The organism is Pseudomonas sp. (assembly GCF_030684895.1).
Classification (GTDB): Bacteria; Pseudomonadota; Gammaproteobacteria; order Pseudomonadales; family Pseudomonadaceae; genus Aquipseudomonas.
Map to the genome: position 1 here is coordinate 1 of NZ_JAUXXP010000020.1, position 15,868 is coordinate 15,868.

The 15,868-nt window shown below is 56.2% G+C and carries 12 protein-coding genes, 1 tRNA gene and 1 pseudogene; all 14 read right to left on the reverse strand.

Going from position 1 to position 15,868, the window contains the following annotated elements:
- A partial coding sequence (locus Q8M42_RS04255) for a GTP-binding protein (protein ID WP_305283496.1) occupies positions 1-244 on the reverse strand: 244 nt, incomplete at its 3' end.
- A 30-nt stretch (positions 245-274) separates the two neighbouring features.
- The gene (fusA, locus tag Q8M42_RS04260; protein ID WP_304867414.1) at positions 275-2,380 is read right to left on the reverse strand and encodes an elongation factor G; all 2,106 of its coding nucleotides are present in this window, start codon (positions 2,378-2,380) and stop codon (positions 275-277) included.
- Positions 2,381-2,410: 30 nt separating this feature from the next.
- The gene (gene rpsG, locus Q8M42_RS04265; protein ID WP_010490886.1) at positions 2,411-2,881 is read right to left on the reverse strand and encodes a 30S ribosomal protein S7; all 471 of its coding nucleotides are present in this window, start codon (positions 2,879-2,881) and stop codon (positions 2,411-2,413) included.
- Between the two features lie 135 nt (positions 2,882-3,016).
- Positions 3,017-3,388 carry a 30S ribosomal protein S12 gene (gene rpsL / locus Q8M42_RS04270; RefSeq protein WP_003463319.1) on the reverse strand — a complete coding sequence of 124 codons (372 nt, stop codon included), beginning with the start codon at positions 3,386-3,388 and terminating at the stop codon, positions 3,017-3,019.
- A gap of 151 nt (positions 3,389-3,539) precedes the next feature.
- Complete coding sequence (gene rpoC, locus Q8M42_RS04275; protein WP_305283504.1) at positions 3,540-7,739, reverse strand: DNA-directed RNA polymerase subunit beta'; 4,200 nt, start codon at positions 7,737-7,739, stop codon at positions 3,540-3,542.
- A gap of 64 nt (positions 7,740-7,803) precedes the next feature.
- A complete protein-coding gene (rpoB, locus tag Q8M42_RS04280) occupies positions 7,804-11,877 on the reverse strand; it encodes a DNA-directed RNA polymerase subunit beta (protein ID WP_090256281.1) in 4,074 nt (1,357 codons plus the stop codon).
- 219 nt (positions 11,878-12,096) lie between these two features.
- Positions 12,097-12,462 (reverse strand): 50S ribosomal protein L7/L12, encoded by a 366-nt coding sequence (gene rplL / locus Q8M42_RS04285; RefSeq protein ID WP_304867394.1) that lies wholly within the window; start codon positions 12,460-12,462, stop codon positions 12,097-12,099.
- A 79-nt stretch (positions 12,463-12,541) separates the two neighbouring features.
- Entirely contained in the window at positions 12,542-13,042 is a 501-nt protein-coding gene (rplJ, locus tag Q8M42_RS04290) for a 50S ribosomal protein L10 (RefSeq protein WP_069522397.1), read from the reverse strand.
- Between the two features lie 200 nt (positions 13,043-13,242).
- Positions 13,243-13,938: a 50S ribosomal protein L1 gene (gene rplA, locus Q8M42_RS04295; RefSeq protein ID WP_160016257.1), complete on the reverse strand. Its 696-nt coding sequence runs from the start codon at positions 13,936-13,938 to the stop codon at positions 13,243-13,245.
- Complete coding sequence (rplK, locus tag Q8M42_RS04300) at positions 13,938-14,369, reverse strand: 50S ribosomal protein L11 (protein ID WP_069522401.1); 432 nt, start codon at positions 14,367-14,369, stop codon at positions 13,938-13,940. The genes rplA and rplK overlap by 1 nt, the downstream gene beginning before the upstream one ends.
- Before the next feature lie 116 nt (positions 14,370-14,485).
- The gene (nusG, locus tag Q8M42_RS04305) at positions 14,486-15,019 is read right to left on the reverse strand and encodes a transcription termination/antitermination protein NusG (protein ID WP_090256278.1); all 534 of its coding nucleotides are present in this window, start codon (positions 15,017-15,019) and stop codon (positions 14,486-14,488) included.
- Positions 15,020-15,028: 9 nt separating this feature from the next.
- Entirely contained in the window at positions 15,029-15,397 is a 369-nt protein-coding gene (gene secE, locus Q8M42_RS04310) for a preprotein translocase subunit SecE (RefSeq protein ID WP_304867410.1), read from the reverse strand.
- A 43-nt stretch (positions 15,398-15,440) separates the two neighbouring features.
- Positions 15,441-15,516, reverse strand: a tRNA-Trp gene (locus tag Q8M42_RS04315).
- Between the two features lie 54 nt (positions 15,517-15,570).
- Positions 15,571-15,868, reverse strand: a pseudogene (locus Q8M42_RS04320) (elongation factor Tu); the annotation flags it as partial.

Below are 15,868 nucleotides of genomic sequence, written 5' to 3' on the forward strand. Positions count from 1 at the left end.
AGTCAACGTGCGCGTAGTGACGCACGGCCGAATCGTATTCAACGTGAGCGGTGTTGATGGTGATACCGCGCGCTTTTTCTTCTGGGGCGCTGTCGATCTTGTCGAAGTCAACCTTGGCCGAACCGAATACTTCGGAGCAGACGCGGGTCAGAGCAGCGGTCAGAGTGGTTTTACCGTGGTCAACGTGACCGATAGTGCCAACGTTGACGTGCGGTTTGTTACGTTCAAATTTTTCTTTAGCCACGACAATTAACTCCTTGCCTAAAGGGCTGAATCAGCCTTGTTTTTTGGTTACAGACTCGACGATGTGCGACGGAGCCGTATTGTATTTTTTGAATTCCATGGAGTAGCTTGCGCGACCCTGAGACATGGAACGGACGTCGGTCGCATAACCGAACATCTCACCCAGCGGAACTTCAGCACGAATCACCTTGCCGGAGATTGTGTCTTCCATACCCAGGATCATGCCACGACGACGGTTAAGGTCGCCCATCACATCACCCATGTAATCTTCTGGGGTAACAACCTCTACCGCCATGATCGGCTCAAGCAGCTCACCACCGCCCTTCTGGGCCAGTTGCTTGGTCGCCATGGAAGCAGCCACCTTGAACGCCATCTCGTTAGAGTCGACGTCGTGGTAGGAACCATCGAACACGGTAGCCTTCAGGCCGATCAGCGGATAGCCGGCAACAACGCCGTTCTTCATCTGCTCTTCGATACCCTTCTGGATAGCCGGGATGTATTCCTTCGGAATTACACCACCCACGACTTCGTTCACGAACTGCAGACCTTCCTGACCTTCGTCAGCAGGTGCAAAGCGAACCCAGCAGTGACCGAACTGACCACGACCACCGGACTGACGCACGAACTTGCCTTCGATTTCACAGCTCTTCGTGATGCGCTCACGATAGGAAACCTGAGGCTTGCCGATGTTGGCTTCAACGTTGAACTCGCGGCGCATGCGGTCGACCAGGATGTCCAGGTGCAACTCGCCCATACCGGAGATGATCGTCTGACCAGTCTCTTCGTCAGTTTTAACGCGGAAAGATGGATCTTCCTGAGCAAGCTTGCCCAGAGCGATACCCATTTTTTCCTGGTCGTCCTTGGTCTTAGGCTCTACGGCAACCGAAATAACCGGCTCCGGGAAGTCCATACGAACCAGGATGATTGGCTTGTCAGCGTTGCACAGAGTCTCACCGGTGGTGACGTCCTTCATGCCGATCAAGGCCGCGATGTCACCAGCGCGCACCTCCTTGATCTCTTCGCGGGCGTTTGCGTGCATTTGCACCATACGACCCACGCGCTCTTTCTTACCTTTAACCGAGTTGATCACGCCGTCGCCGGAGGCCAACACGCCCGAGTAAACGCGGACGAAGGTCAAGGTACCCACGAATGGGTCGGTAGCGATCTTGAACGCCAGAGCCGAGAACGGCTCGCTGTCGTCTGCATGACGCTCCAGCTGAATTTCCTCGTCATCCGGGTCAGTACCCTTGATAGCAGGAATGTCAGTCGGCGCAGGCAGGAAGTCGATAACGGCGTCGAGAACCAGGGGAACACCCTTGTTCTTGAAGGAAGAACCGCAAACAGCCAGAACGATTTCACCAGCGATAGTACGCTGACGCAGAGCACCCTTGATTTCTTCGATGGTGAGCTCTTCACCTTCGAGGTACTTGTTCATCAGCTCTTCGTTGGCTTCGGCCGCAGCCTCAACCATGTTGCCGCGCCACTTCTCGGCTTCTTCCAGCAATTCAGCTGGAATGTCCTTGCGCACTGGGACCATGCCTTTGTCGGCATCGTTCCAGTAGACAGCTTGCATGTTGATCAGATCGATCTGACCCTGGAAGTTGTCTTCAGCACCAATGGCCAGCTGGATCGGCACCGGAGTGTGACCCAGGCGCTGCTTGATCTGACCGATCACGCGTAGGAAGTCAGCACCGGCACGGTCCATCTTGTTGACGTAAACAAGACGTGGAACGCCGTACTTGTTGGCCTGACGCCATACGGTTTCCGACTGAGGCTCAACGCCCGAGGTACCGCAGAACACAACGACCGCGCCGTCGAGTACACGCAGCGAACGCTCAACTTCAATGGTGAAGTCAACGTGGCCGGGGGTATCGATTACGTTGAAGCGATGCTCATCTTTGTACTGCTTCTCGGAACCTTTCCAGAAGGCGGTGATGGCAGCGGAAGTAATGGTAATACCACGCTCCTGCTCCTGCACCATCCAGTCGGTGGTCGCGGCGCCATCATGCACCTCGCCCATTTTGTGGCTTTTACCGGTATAGAAAAGCACACGCTCGGTAGTCGTGGTTTTACCCGCGTCCACGTGAGCCACGATACCGATGTTACGGTAACGGTTAATCGGTGTAATACGAGCCATAAAGCCCTCGCAAATTTAGAAGCGCGATAATTAGAAGCGGTAGTGCGAGAAAGCCTTGTTGGCTTCAGCCATACGGTGCACGTCTTCACGCTTCTTAACTGCAGCACCTTTGCCTTCAGCGGCATCCAGCAATTCGCCAGCCAAACGCAGAGCCATAGACTTCTCGCCACGCTTACGGGCGAAATCTACCAGCCAGCGCATGGCAAGAGCGTTACGGCGGGACGGACGAACTTCGACCGGAACCTGGTAAGTAGCACCGCCTACACGGCGCGACTTCACTTCGACCAGCGGAGCGATGGCGTCGAGAGCTTTCTCGAAGATTTCCAGGGGATCGCTGTTCTTACGCTCTTTAACCTTGTCCAGGGCGCCATAAACGATACGTTCGGCAACGGCTTTCTTGCCGCTTTCCATCACGTGGTTCATGAACTTGGCCAGGATTTGGCTTCCGTATTTTGGATCGTCAAGCACTTCGCGCTTGGCTGCTACACGACGTCTTGGCATTTGATAAGCCCTCAAACGGTCTTCAGGTTAGCCCGGGACTGCATCACAGAGGATGGATGCCCGACCTTACTCTTATCGACTCAGATAAATAAAAAACTGCAATTCGGTGCACGCACCGGGCACTTCAGACGCCTATTACTTCGGACGCTTGGTACCGTACTTCGAACGACCCTGCTTACGGTCTTTAACGCCGGAGGTATCCAGCGAACCGCGCACGGTGTGATAACGCACACCTGGCAAGTCTTTTACACGGCCGCCGCGAATCAGTACGACGCTGTGCTCTTGCAGGTTGTGGCCTTCACCGCCGATGTACGAGGAAACCTCGAAACCGTTGGTCAGGCGCACACGGCATACTTTACGCAGTGCCGAGTTAGGTTTTTTCGGCGTAGTGGTATACACGCGAGTGCACACACCACGACGCTGCGGGCAGTTCTGCAGCGCAGGCACGTCGGATTTCTCGACGATACGCTTACGCGGCTGACGTACCAGCTGGTTGATAGTTGCCATCTTAAGCTCCACTGTTGTCTTGCGACGCTATTGCCCTACAAACAAAATGGCAGAGCACGTGCCCTGCCAAATTTAGGGGTGCATGAGTCTAAAGAGACTCACCGCCCCAGTCAAGACAAAGCCCCGCTAGCGAACTAGCGAGGCTTAGTACTTAATTACTGCTGGAGTTCAGCGCTTCGGTCAGTGCGGCTTCCACTTCACTGGCGCTGACACGTACTGGCTGAGCCGCTTCACGCTTGCGCTTGCGCTCGCTGTGATAGGCCAAACCGGTACCGGCTGGGATCAGACGACCCACAACCACGTTTTCTTTCAGGCCACGCAGGTAGTCGCGCTTGCCAGTAACGGCCGCTTCGGTAAGAACGCGGGTGGTTTCCTGGAAGGAGGCCGCCGAGATAAACGACTCGGTGGACAACGACGCCTTGGTGATACCCAGCAGCACGCGGGTGTACTTGGCAACGAACTTGTCTTCTGCAGCCAGACGCTCGTTTTCGCCCAGTACCGCGGTCAACTCCATCTGGTCGCCCTTGATGAAGGTGGAATCGCCCGACTCAGCCACTTCAACCTTGCGCAGCATCTGGCGCAGGATGGTTTCGATGTGCTTGTCGTTGATCTTCACGCCCTGCAGGCGGTACACGTCCTGGATCTCGTTGACGATGTACTTGGCCAGCGCGCTGACACCCAGCAAACGCAGGATATCGTGCGGATCGCTCGGACCGTCGGAGATCACTTCACCCTTGTTGACCTGCTCACCTTCGAACACGTTCAGGTGACGCCACTTCGGAATCAGCTCTTCATACGGATCGCTACCGTCGTTCGGGGTAATGACCAGACGACGCTTGCCCTTGGTCTCTTTACCGAACGCGATGGTGCCGCTGATTTCCGCCAGAATCGAGGCTTCTTTCGGACGACGCGCTTCGAACAAGTCGGCAACGCGCGGCAGACCACCGGTGATGTCGCGGGTCTTCGAGGTTTCCTGAGGAATACGGGCGATAACATCACCGACCGCTACCTGGGCACCGTTCGCCACACCCACCAGGGCGTTGGCCGGCAGGAAGTACTGAGCCGGTACGTCGGTACCTGGCAGCAGCAGATCCTTGCCATCTTCGCCCACCATCTTCACCGCAGGACGAATGTCCTTGCCGGCAGCCGGACGATCTTTCGGATCGAGGACTTCGATGTTGGTCAAACCCGTCAATTCGTCAGTCTGACGCTTGATGGTGATGCCTTCTTCCATGCCCACGTAGGTCACGGTACCTTTCATTTCGGTCACGATTGGGTGGGTGTGCGGGTCCCACTTGGCAACGATTGAGCCAGCGTCGACCTTGTCGCCTTCCTTCACGGAAATCACAGCACCGTACGGCAGCTTGTAGCGCTCGCGCTCACGACCAAACTCGTCGGCAATCGCCAGCTCACCGGAACGCGATACCGCGATCAGGTTGCCGTCGAGGCGCTCAACGTGCTTGAGGTTGTGCAGACGTACAGCACCGCCGTTCTTCACTTGTACGCTGTCGGCCGCCGAAGTCCGGCTGGCCGCACCACCGATGTGGAACGTACGCATGGTCAGCTGGGTACCCGGCTCACCGATCGACTGAGCAGCAATAACACCGACCGCCTCACCAATGTTGATCTGGTGACCACGAGCCAGGTCGCGACCGTAGCACTTGGCGCAGATGCCGTAGCGGGTTTCACAGCTGATCGGCGAACGCACGATCACTTCGTCGATGCTGTTCAGCTCGATGAATTCAACCCACTGCTCGTCAACCAGCGTACCGGCTGGAACGATGACTTCTTCGGTGCCTGGCTTGAACACGTCACGGGCGATTACTCGACCCAGTACGCGCTCACCCAGCGGCTCAACCACGTCACCGCCTTCAATGTGCGGTGTCATCAGCAGGCCGTGCTCGGTGCCGCAGTCGATTGCGGTAACCACCAGATCCTGCGCCACGTCTACCAGACGACGAGTCAGGTAACCGGAGTTAGCGGTTTTCAACGCGGTATCCGCAAGGCCCTTACGAGCACCGTGCGTCGAGATGAAGTACTGCAGAACCGACAGACCTTCGCGGAAGTTCGCGGTAATCGGCGTCTCGATGATCGAGCCGTCCGGCTTGGCCATCAGACCACGCATACCAGCGAGCTGACGGATCTGAGCGGCGCTACCACGAGCACCAGAGTCAGCCATCATGTACATCGAGTTGAACGACTCTTGCTCGACTTCTTTGCCGTCGCGGTCGATGACTTTCTCTTTCGAGAGGTTGGCCATCATCGCCTTCGACACTTCGTCGTTGGCCTTGGACCAGAGGTCGATCACTTTGTTGTACTTCTCGCCCTGGGTTACCAGGCCGGAGGCGTACTGCGATTCGATCTCTTTAACTTCCTCAGTGGCGGCGTCAATGATGCGCGCCTTCTCATCCGGGATAACGAAGTCGTTCACACCGATCGACACACCGGAGATGGTCGAGTAGGCGAAACCGGTGTACATCAGCTGGTCAGCGAAGATTACGGTGTCTTTCAAGCCAACGGTGCGGTAGCACTGGTTGATCAGCTTGGAGATCGCCTTCTTCTTCATCGACTGGTTGACCACGTCATACGACAGGCCATCCGGAACGATTTGGAACAGCAGCGCACGGCCGACAGTGGTGTCGACGATACGGGTGTTCTTGGTGATGGTGCCGTCGCGGTCTTTGATCACTTCGTTGATGCGCACTTTTACGCGCGCATGCAGCGAGGCTTCGCCACCGCGGAAAACCCGGTCAACTTCCTGCAGGTCAGCGAATACGCGGCCTTCGCCTTTGGCGTTGATCGCTTCGCGGGTCATGTAATACAGACCCAGTACCACGTCCTGGGAAGGAACGATGATTGGCTCACCGTTGGCAGGCGACAGGATGTTGTTGGTCGACATCATCAGGGCGCGCGCTTCCAGCTGGGCTTCCAGCGTCAGCGGTACGTGCACGGCCATTTGGTCGCCGTCGAAGTCGGCGTTGTACGCGGCGCAGACCAGCGGGTGCAGCTGGATAGCCTTACCTTCGATCAGTACCGGTTCAAATGCCTGGATACCCAAACGGTGAAGAGTCGGTGCACGGTTGAGCAGCACTGGGTGTTCGCGAATCACTTCGGCGAGAACGTCCCAAACCTCTGGCAGTTCGCGCTCGACCATTTTCTTGGCCGCTTTGATGGTGGTCGCAAGACCACGCATTTCCAGCTTGCCGAAAATGAACGGTTTGAACAGCTCGAGGGCCATTTTCTTCGGCAGACCGCACTGGTGCAGACGCAGAGTCGGGCCCACGGTAATAACGGAACGACCGGAGTAGTCCACGCGCTTACCGAGCAAGTTCTGACGGAAACGACCTTGCTTACCCTTGATCATGTCAGCCAAGGATTTCAGCGGACGCTTGTTCGAGCCAGTGATGGCGCGACCGCGACGGCCGTTGTCGAGCAGGGCGTCGACCGCTTCTTGCAGCATGCGCTTTTCGTTGCGCACGATGATGTCCGGTGCGGACAGATCGAGCAGGCGCTTGAGGCGGTTGTTACGGTTGATCACGCGGCGATACAGATCGTTGAGATCCGACGTCGCGAAACGGCCACCGTCGAGCGGAACCAGCGGACGCAGATCTGGCGGCAGAACCGGCAGAACGGTCAACACCATCCACTCAGGCAGGTTGCCCGAACCGAGGAAAGCTTCCATCAGCTTCAGACGCTTGGACAGCTTCTTGATCTTGGTTTCCGAGTTGGTTTGCGGAATTTCTTCGCGCAGACGGCCAATCTCGTGCTCCAGGTCGATCGCGTGCAGCAGTTCGCGAACGGCTTCAGCACCCATGCGGGCATCGAAGTCATCACCGAACTCTTCGAGGGCTTCGAAGTACTGCTCGTCGTTCAGCAGCTGGCCTTTTTCAAGAGTGGTCATGCCTGGGTCGATTACGACATAGCTCTCGAAGTAGAGAACGCGTTCGATATCACGCAGGGTCATGTCCATCAGCAAACCGATACGGCTCGGCAGGGACTTGAGGAACCAGATGTGGGCAACCGGCGAAGCCAGTTCGATGTGCGCCATGCGCTCACGACGAACCTTGGCCAGGGCCACTTCAACGCCGCACTTCTCGCAGATCACGCCGCGATGCTTCAAGCGCTTGTACTTACCGCACAGGCACTCGTAATCCTTAACCGGGCCAAAGATCTTGGCGCAGAACAGGCCGTCACGCTCAGGCTTGAACGTACGGTAGTTGATGGTTTCCGGCTTTTTAACTTCACCGAACGACCACGAACGGATCATCTCAGGCGATGCCAACCCAATACGGATGGCGTCGAACTCTTCGACTTGACCCTGGTTTTTCAGCAAATTCAGTAGGTCTTTCAAGGCCTTTCCTCCTGGCGGAGCTGGCGATGGAGCAAAGTGCTCCACCGCCGATTCGCGTCACGTGTTATTCGGTTTCCAGATCGATGTCGATACCCAACGAACGGATCTCTTTGATCAGTACGTTGAAGGACTCGGGCATGCCCGGCTCCATACGGTGATCACCGTCCACGATGTTTTTGTACATCTTGGTACGGCCGTTCACGTCGTCCGACTTCACGGTCAGCATTTCCTGCAGGGTGTAGGCGGCGCCGTAAGCTTCCAGTGCCCAGACCTCCATCTCCCCGAAGCGCTGACCACCGAACTGCGCCTTACCACCCAGCGGCTGCTGAGTAACCAGGCTGTAGGAACCCGTGGAACGCGCGTGCATCTTGTCGTCCACCAGGTGGTTCAGTTTCAGCATGTACATGTAGCCAACGGTGGTCGGGCGCTCGAACTGGTTACCAGTACGACCGTCGATCAAGCGCATCTGGCCGCTTTCTGGCAGATCTGCCAGTTTCAGCATGGCCTTGATTTCGCTTTCCTTGGCACCGTCGAACACCGGGGTGGCCATTGGCACACCGCCTTTGAGGTTGTGCGCCAAACGCAGGATTTCCTGATCACTCAGTTCATCCAGGCTTTCCTGACGACCGCCAATCTCGTTGTAGATCTGCTGCATGAACTTACGCAGTTCGGCGACCTTGCGCTGCTCTTCGAGCATGCGGTTGATCTTCTCGCCCAGACCTTTAGCCGCGAGGCCCAGGTGGGTTTCGAGGATCTGCCCAACGTTCATACGCGACGGTACGCCCAGCGGGTTCAGTACGATGTCGACCGGAGTACCGTGGATGTCGTGCGGCATGTCTTCAACCGGCATGATCACCGAGACAACACCCTTGTTACCGTGACGACCAGCCATCTTGTCACCCGGCTGGATGCGACGACGGATTGCCAGGTAAACCTTGACGATCTTCAGTACGCCTGGAGCCAGGTCATCGCCCTGCTGCAGCTTGCGTTTTTTGTCTTCAAACTTGTCGTCGAGCAGCTGACGGCGATCGGAAATGTAGGCCTGGGCCTTTTCCAACTGCTCGTTCAGCGCATCGTCAGCCATACGCAGCTTGAACCACTGGCCGCGCTCAAGACCGTCGAGGAACTCGTCGGTGACTTCGGCGCCTTTCTTCAGGCCAGCACCGCCTTCGGCTTTCTTACCAACCAAAGCGGAACGCAGACGCTCGAAGGTCGCACCTTCAACGATGCGGAACTCTTCGTTCAGATCCTTACGGATCTCGTCGAGCTGGCTCTTCTCGATCGACAGAGCACGCGCATCACGCTCAACGCCGTCACGGGTGAAGACCTGCACGTCGATAACGGTACCTTTGGTGCCAGTTGGCACGCGCAGGGAGGTGTCTTTAACGTCAGACGCCTTCTCACCGAAGATCGCACGCAGCAGCTTCTCCTCTGGAGTCAGTTGGGTCTCGCCTTTGGGCGTGACCTTGCCGACCAGAATGTCGCCAGGACCGACTTCAGCGCCGACATACACGATGCCTGCTTCGTCCAGCTTGTTCAGTGCCGATTCACCGACGTTCGGGATGTCAGAAGTGATTTCTTCCGAGCCGAGCTTGGTGTCACGCGCCACACAGGTCAGTTCCTGAATGTGGATAGTGGTGAAACGATCTTCTTGCACCACGCGCTCGGAGAGGCAGATGGAGTCTTCGAAGTTGTAACCGTTCCACGGCATGAACGCGACGCGCATGTTCTGACCAAGAGCCAGCTCACCCATATCGGTGGACGGGCCGTCAGCCAGGATGTCGCTGCGCTCAACCTTGTCACCTTTGCTCACCAGCGGACGCTGGTTGATGCAGGTGTTCTGGTTGGAGCGGGTGTATTTGGTCAGGTTGTAGATGTCGACACCGGCTTCGCCAGTTTCAACTTCGTCGTCATTGACGCGAACTACAACACGGCTGGCATCGACGGAATCGATCACACCGCCACGACGAGCCACAACGCAAACGCCGGAGTCGCGCGCTACGTTGCGCTCCATGCCGGTACCTACCAGCGGCTTGTCAGCGCGCAGAGTCGGTACAGCCTGACGCTGCATGTTCGAACCCATCAACGCACGGTTGGCGTCATCGTGCTCGAGGAACGGGATCAGCGAAGCGGCAACCGAAACTACCTGCTTAGGCGATACGTCCATCAGGGTGACGTCTTCAGGCGCTTTAACGGTGAATTCGTTGAGGTGACGCACGGCCACCAACTCATCAACCAGCTGACCTTTGTTGTTCATGGTCGCCGAAGCCTGGGCGATCACGTGATCGGCCTCTTCAATGGCGGACAGGAACACGATTTCGTCGGTAACCAGGGTGTCTTTCACCACACGGTACGGGCTCTCGAGGAAGCCGTACTGATTGGTGCGCGCATAGGCTGCCAGGGAGTTGATCAGACCGATGTTCGGACCTTCAGGGGTCTCGATCGGGCACACACGGCCGTAGTGGGTCGGGTGTACGTCACGGACTTCGAAGCCGGCACGCTCACGGGTCAGACCGCCCGGGCCAAGAGCCGAAACACGGCGCTTGTGGGTGATCTCGGAGAGCGGGTTGTTCTGGTCCATAAACTGCGAGAGCTGGCTCGAACCGAAGAACTCTTTCACCGCCGCCGCAACCGGCTTGGCGTTGATCAGGTCCTGCGGCATCAAGCCTTCGCTTTCAGCCATCGACAGACGCTCTTTGACCGCACGCTCAACACGCACCAGACCAACGCGGAACTGGTTTTCGGCCATTTCGCCTACGCAGCGAACACGACGGTTACCCAGGTGGTCGATGTCGTCGACGATGCCTTTGCCGTTACGGATGTCGACGAGGGTCTTGAGAACCGCGACGATATCTTCCTTGCTCAGCACGCCCGAACCTTCGATCTCGGTACGACCGATACGACGGTTGAACTTCATGCGGCCTACGGCCGACAGGTCGTAACGCTCAGCGCTGAAGAACAGGTTGTTGAACAGGGTCTCGGCTGCATCCTTGGTTGGCGGCTCGCCAGGACGCATCATGCGGTAGATCTCGACCAGCGCTTCCAGTTGATTGGTAGTGCTGTCGATCTTCAGGGTATCGGAGATGAACGGACCGCAATCGATGTCGTTGGTGTACAGCGTTTCGATGCGCACAACCTGAGCCTTGACCACTTTGGCCAGGATCTCAACGTTCAGCTCGGTGTTGCACTCAGCAATGATTTCACCGGTAGCTGGGTGCACGATGGCCTTGGCCGAGGTACGACCGATCAGGTAATCGATCGGCACTTCCAGCTCTTTGATACCGGCCTTGTCCAGCTGATTGATGTGGCGCGCGGTAATCCGGCGGCCTTGCTCAACGATGACCTTGCCTTTGTCATCCAAGATGTCGAGAACGGCAATTTCACCACGCAGACGCTGCGGAACCAATTCCAGGTTGAGGGATTCGCCCTTAACGTGGAAAACGTTGGTCGCATAGAACGCGTCCAGCACTTCTTCAGTGCTGTAACCCAGCGCGCGTAGCAGTACGGAAGCCGGCAGTTTGCGACGACGGTCGATACGCACGAACACGGCGTCCTTCGGATCGAACTCGAAGTCCAGCCAGGAGCCGCGGTAAGGAATGATCCGCGCCGAGTACAGCAGCTTGCCCGAGCTGTGCGTCTTGCCACGGTCGTGGTCGAAGAACACGCCTGGGGAACGGTGCAACTGGGAGACGATAACGCGCTCGGTACCGTTGATAACGAAGGTACCGTTCTCGGTCATGAGCGGAATTTCGCCCATGTACACTTCTTGCTCTTTGATGTCCTTGATCGCTTTGTTCGACGATTCTTTGTCGAAAATGATCAGACGGACTTTTACCCGCAGCGGTACGGCATAGGTTACGCCGCGCAGCGTACATTCCTTGACATCAAAAGCCGGCTCGCCCAAGCGATAACCGACATACTCCAGAGCAGCATTGCCGGAGTAGCTGATAATCGGGAAAACAGACTTGAAGGCCGCATGCAGGCCAATGTCGCGGAACTGGTCCTTGGTCGCCCCTGCCTGCAGGAATTCGCGATACGAATCCAGCTGGATGGCCAGGAGATAAGGCACATCCATGACATCCGGCAACTTGCTAAAGTCCTTGCGGATACGTTTTTTCTCAGTATATGAGTAAGCCATCAGCGTTCCCCAGCTTGGTCACCTGCTTATTTGGCCCCTCCGACGGGAGTTGCCAGAAACTCTTGCAAACCCTAGGTTTGCACCGCCGCATCGGGCGGGTATTTCGCGCCCCAGGCCAGCGAATGATTCGCCGACCTAGAACGGAAAAAGGCCGGTGGCAAAAGCCACCAGCCATCAGCCTTTCGCTTAACGCTTGGGCTGTAGACGCAAGGTCGTCGCTTACTTGAGCTCGACTTTGGCGCCAGCTTCTTCCAAAGCAGCTTTGGCTTTATCAGCTGCGTCTTTCGCAACAGCTTCCAGAACCACGCCAGGAGCGCCGTCAACGACAGCCTTGGCTTCTTTCAGGCCCAGACCGGTCAGCTCACGAACTGCCTTGATCACGTTTACTTTCTTCTCGCCAGCTTCAACCAGAACAACGTTGAACTCGGTTTGCTCTTCAACAACAGCAGCAGCAGCAGCTGGGCCAGCAGCGGCAACAGCAGCGGTAACGCCGAAGGTTTCTTCCATTGCTTTGATCAGTTCAACAACTTCCAGAACGGTTTTCTGGCCGATTGCTTCGATGATTTGTTCGTTAGTCAGAGACATGACTTTAAATCCTGTATTGGGGTGACAGCCTACGCAGCCATCAAATTAAACATATGATTTTGAAAGAGTTTGCGTTGCCTTAGGCAGCGGTAGCTTCTTTCTGGTCGCGAATAGCCGCCAGAGTACGAGCCAGCTTGCTGGTAGCGCCTTGGATCACGCTCATCAGCTTCGCAATAGCTTCGTCGCGAGTTGGCAGCGAAGCCAACACGTCGATTTCGTTTGCTGCGAGGAACTTGCCCTCAAACGCAGCTGCCTTGATCTCGAACTTGTCCTGACCCTTAGCGAACTCTTTGAAAATACGAGCAGCAGCGCCCGGATGTTCCTTGGAGAATGCAATCAGGGTCGGGCCTTTGAACACGTCGTTGAGGACCGAGTACTCGGTGCCTTCAACAGCGCGCTTGAGCAGGGTATTACGCACAACACGTACGTATACACCAGCTTCGCGGGCCTCTTTACGGAGTCCGGTCATCGCGCCTACAGTCACACCACGGGCATCAGCCACGACAGCGGACAGGGCGACTTTGGCAGCCTCGTTGACTTCAGCGACGATGGCCTTCTTGTCTTCGAGTTTAATTGCCACGGGTAAAACTCCTGCTTGTTACCGTTTCATCTGGCCGAAGCCGGATGTCGTTTTGGTGTCTGATTCGGTAAGGAACCGGGAGCACCATCTGCGTAGGCTGTTAATTTAAGACTTGCGCCACCTACGGTCTTGGATAGCCCCCGCAAAGCAGGGACCCCAAAGTGTCGAAACAGCGCAATCGCTTGCGCTGCTTCTATGTATTACGCGTCGAGCGAGCTCTGATCGATAACCAGACCTGGACCCATAGTGGTGCTCAGGGTTACGCGCTTGACGTAGATGCCTTTCGAAGTCGATGGCTTCAGACGCTTGAGGTCAGAAATCAGCGCTTCAACGTTCTGCTTCAGCTTCTCGGCGTCAAAACCAACCTTGCCGACGGAACCGTGGATGATGCCGTTCTTGTCAGTACGGAAACGTACTTGACCAGCTTTGGCATTCTTCACAGCGGTAGCCACGTCAGGGGTAACGGTACCGACCTTCGGGTTAGGCATCAGACCACGCGGGCCGAGCACTTGACCCAGCTGACCAACAACGCGCATCGCATCCGGGGAGGCAATTACCACGTCATAGTTCAGGTCGCCGCCTTTCATTTCAGCAGCCAGATCGTCCATACCTACGCGGTCAGCGCCGGCAGCCAGAGCGGCTTCAGCAGCGGGGCCCTGGGTGAACACGGCAACGCGAACGCTTTTGCCCGAGCCGTTCGGCAGCACGGTAGCGCCACGAACAACCTGATCGGATTTACGCGGGTCAACACCGAGGTTGACGGCGATATCTACCGACTCAGAGAACTTGACTGCGGACAGTTCAGCCAGCAGAGCGGCCGCTTCAACAAAGTTGTAAGCCTTGCCAGCTTCAACTTTCTCAGCGATTGCCTTTTGACGCTTGGTCAACTTAGCCATTACACACCCTCCACGTTGAGGCCCATGCTACGAGCGGAGCCGGCGATAGTACGCACAGCTGCATCCATATCAGCGGCAGTCAGATCAGCCTGTTTGGTTTTGGCGATCTCTTCCAGCTGAGCACGAGTCACAGTGCCAACCTTAACGGTGTTCGGACGAGCCGAACCGCTGGTCAGGCCAGCAGCCTTCTTCAGCAGAACCGAAGCAGGGGTGCTTTTGGTTTCAAAGGTGAAGCTACGGTCGCTATAAACAGTGATGATCACTGGAGTCGGCAGACCAGGTTCCATGCCCTGGGTACGGGCGTTGAACGCCTTGCAGAATTCCATGATGTTCACGCCGTGCTGACCCAGAGCTGGGCCGACAGGTGGCGACGGGTTGGCTTGCGCAGCCTTTACTTGCAGCTTGATATAAGCCGTAATTTTCTTAGCCATGAGCTACTCCAGTTTTGGGTTCTAGCGCCTTTCGGCTCCCCAGTTATTGCCTATTTATCCCAGTGACGACAAAACCCCGCAGCCCAGGGCTGCGGGGTAAGGGATGCTTATGTCAGTTATGCCTTCTCGACCTGACTGAACTCCAGCTCGACCGGTGTAGAGCGACCAAAAATAGTCACTGCCACCTGGATGCGGCTCTTTTCGTAATTCACTTCTTCTACAACACCGCTGAAATCGGCAAACGGACCATCGGTCACGCGCACCATCTCACCCGGCTCAAACAATGTTTTCGGCTTCGGCTTGTCACCACTATCGGCAACGCGACGCAGAATGGCATCAGCTTCTTTCTCAGTGATTGGCGCAGGTTTATCTGCAGTACCACCAATGAAGCCCATGACGCGCGGGGTGTTCTTGATCAAATGCCAAGTCGCCTCGCTCATTTCCATCTGCACCAGCACATAGCCCGGAAAGAACTTACGCTCGCTTTTGCGCTTCTGGCCATTCCGCATCTCTACCACTTCTTCAGTAGGGACCAGAATTTCACCAAAAACATCTTCCATACCAGCGAGCTTCACGCGCTCTACCAGCGAGCGCATAACATGCTTCTCGTAACCCGAGTAAGCATGCACAACGTACCAACGCTTAGCCACGGGACACCCTTAGCCGACAATCAACGAAACAAGCCAACCAAGCAGGGAATCTAAACCCCACAACAACAGCGCCATAACCAAAACAACAGCCACAACGATCAGAGTTGTCTGCGTGGTTTCCTGGCGAGTTGGCCAAACGACCTTACGAATTTCAACGCGAGCTTCTTTTGCCAACACCCAAAAGGCCTGGCCTTTTGTTGTTTGCAGGGCAATCACACCGGCCAACGCTGCAACCACCAGCAAAGCCAGAACGCGATACAGAATAGGCTCAGCAGAGAAATACTGATTACCGACTACGCCTGCGATTACCAGAGCAGCAACAACGAGCCACTTAAGCAGATCGAAGCGAGAGTCTTTGGCTTCAGCCTTAACATTCATCTACTAATATCCTGTAAAAAGACGCGCCAAATTCTAGGGAAAATGGCAGGTCAGGAGGGAATCGAACCCCCAACCTACGGTTTTGGAGACCGTCGCTCTGCCAATTGAGCTACTGACCTAAAAACTGAATCAGGCCGACCATTATGCCGGCCCGATCAAAACAGATCAATCGATTACGCGATGATCTTGGCTACGACGCCGGCGCCGACGGTACGACCGCCTTCACGAATGGCGAAACGCAGACCTTCTTCCATTGCGATGGTCTTGATCAGAGTGACAGTCATCTGAATGTTGTCACCTGGCATTACCATCTCAACGCCTTCCGGCAGTTCGCAGTTACCCGTTACGTCAGTAGTACGGAAGTAGAACTGAGGACGGTAGCCTTTGAAGAACGGAGTGTGACGACCGCCTTCTTCTTTGCTCAACACATACACTTCTGCAGTGAAAGTGGTGTGCGGCTTGACCGAACCT

What these genes read in the sequence shown, in the direction of transcription:
- fusA (WP_304867414.1), bottom strand. Translation starts at nt 2,380, where the DNA reads ATGGCTCGTATTACACCGATTAACCGTTACCGTAACATCGGTATCGTG.
- rpsG (WP_010490886.1), bottom strand. Translation starts at nt 2,881, where the DNA reads ATGCCAAGACGTCGTGTAGCAGCCAAGCGCGAAGTGCTTGACGATCCA.
- rpsL (WP_003463319.1), bottom strand. Translation starts at nt 3,388, where the DNA reads ATGGCAACTATCAACCAGCTGGTACGTCAGCCGCGTAAGCGTATCGTC.
- rpoB (WP_090256281.1), bottom strand. Translation starts at nt 11,877, where the DNA reads ATGGCTTACTCATATACTGAGAAAAAACGTATCCGCAAGGACTTTAGC.
- rplL (WP_304867394.1), bottom strand. Translation starts at nt 12,462, where the DNA reads ATGTCTCTGACTAACGAACAAATCATCGAAGCAATCGGCCAGAAAACC.
- rplA (WP_160016257.1), bottom strand. Translation starts at nt 13,938, where the DNA reads ATGGCTAAGTTGACCAAGCGTCAAAAGGCAATCGCTGAGAAAGTTGAA.
- rplK (WP_069522401.1), bottom strand. Translation starts at nt 14,369, where the DNA reads ATGGCTAAGAAAATTACGGCTTATATCAAGCTGCAAGTAAAGGCTGCG.
- secE (WP_304867410.1), bottom strand. Translation starts at nt 15,397, where the DNA reads ATGAATGTTAAGGCTGAAGCCAAAGACTCTCGCTTCGATCTGCTTAAG.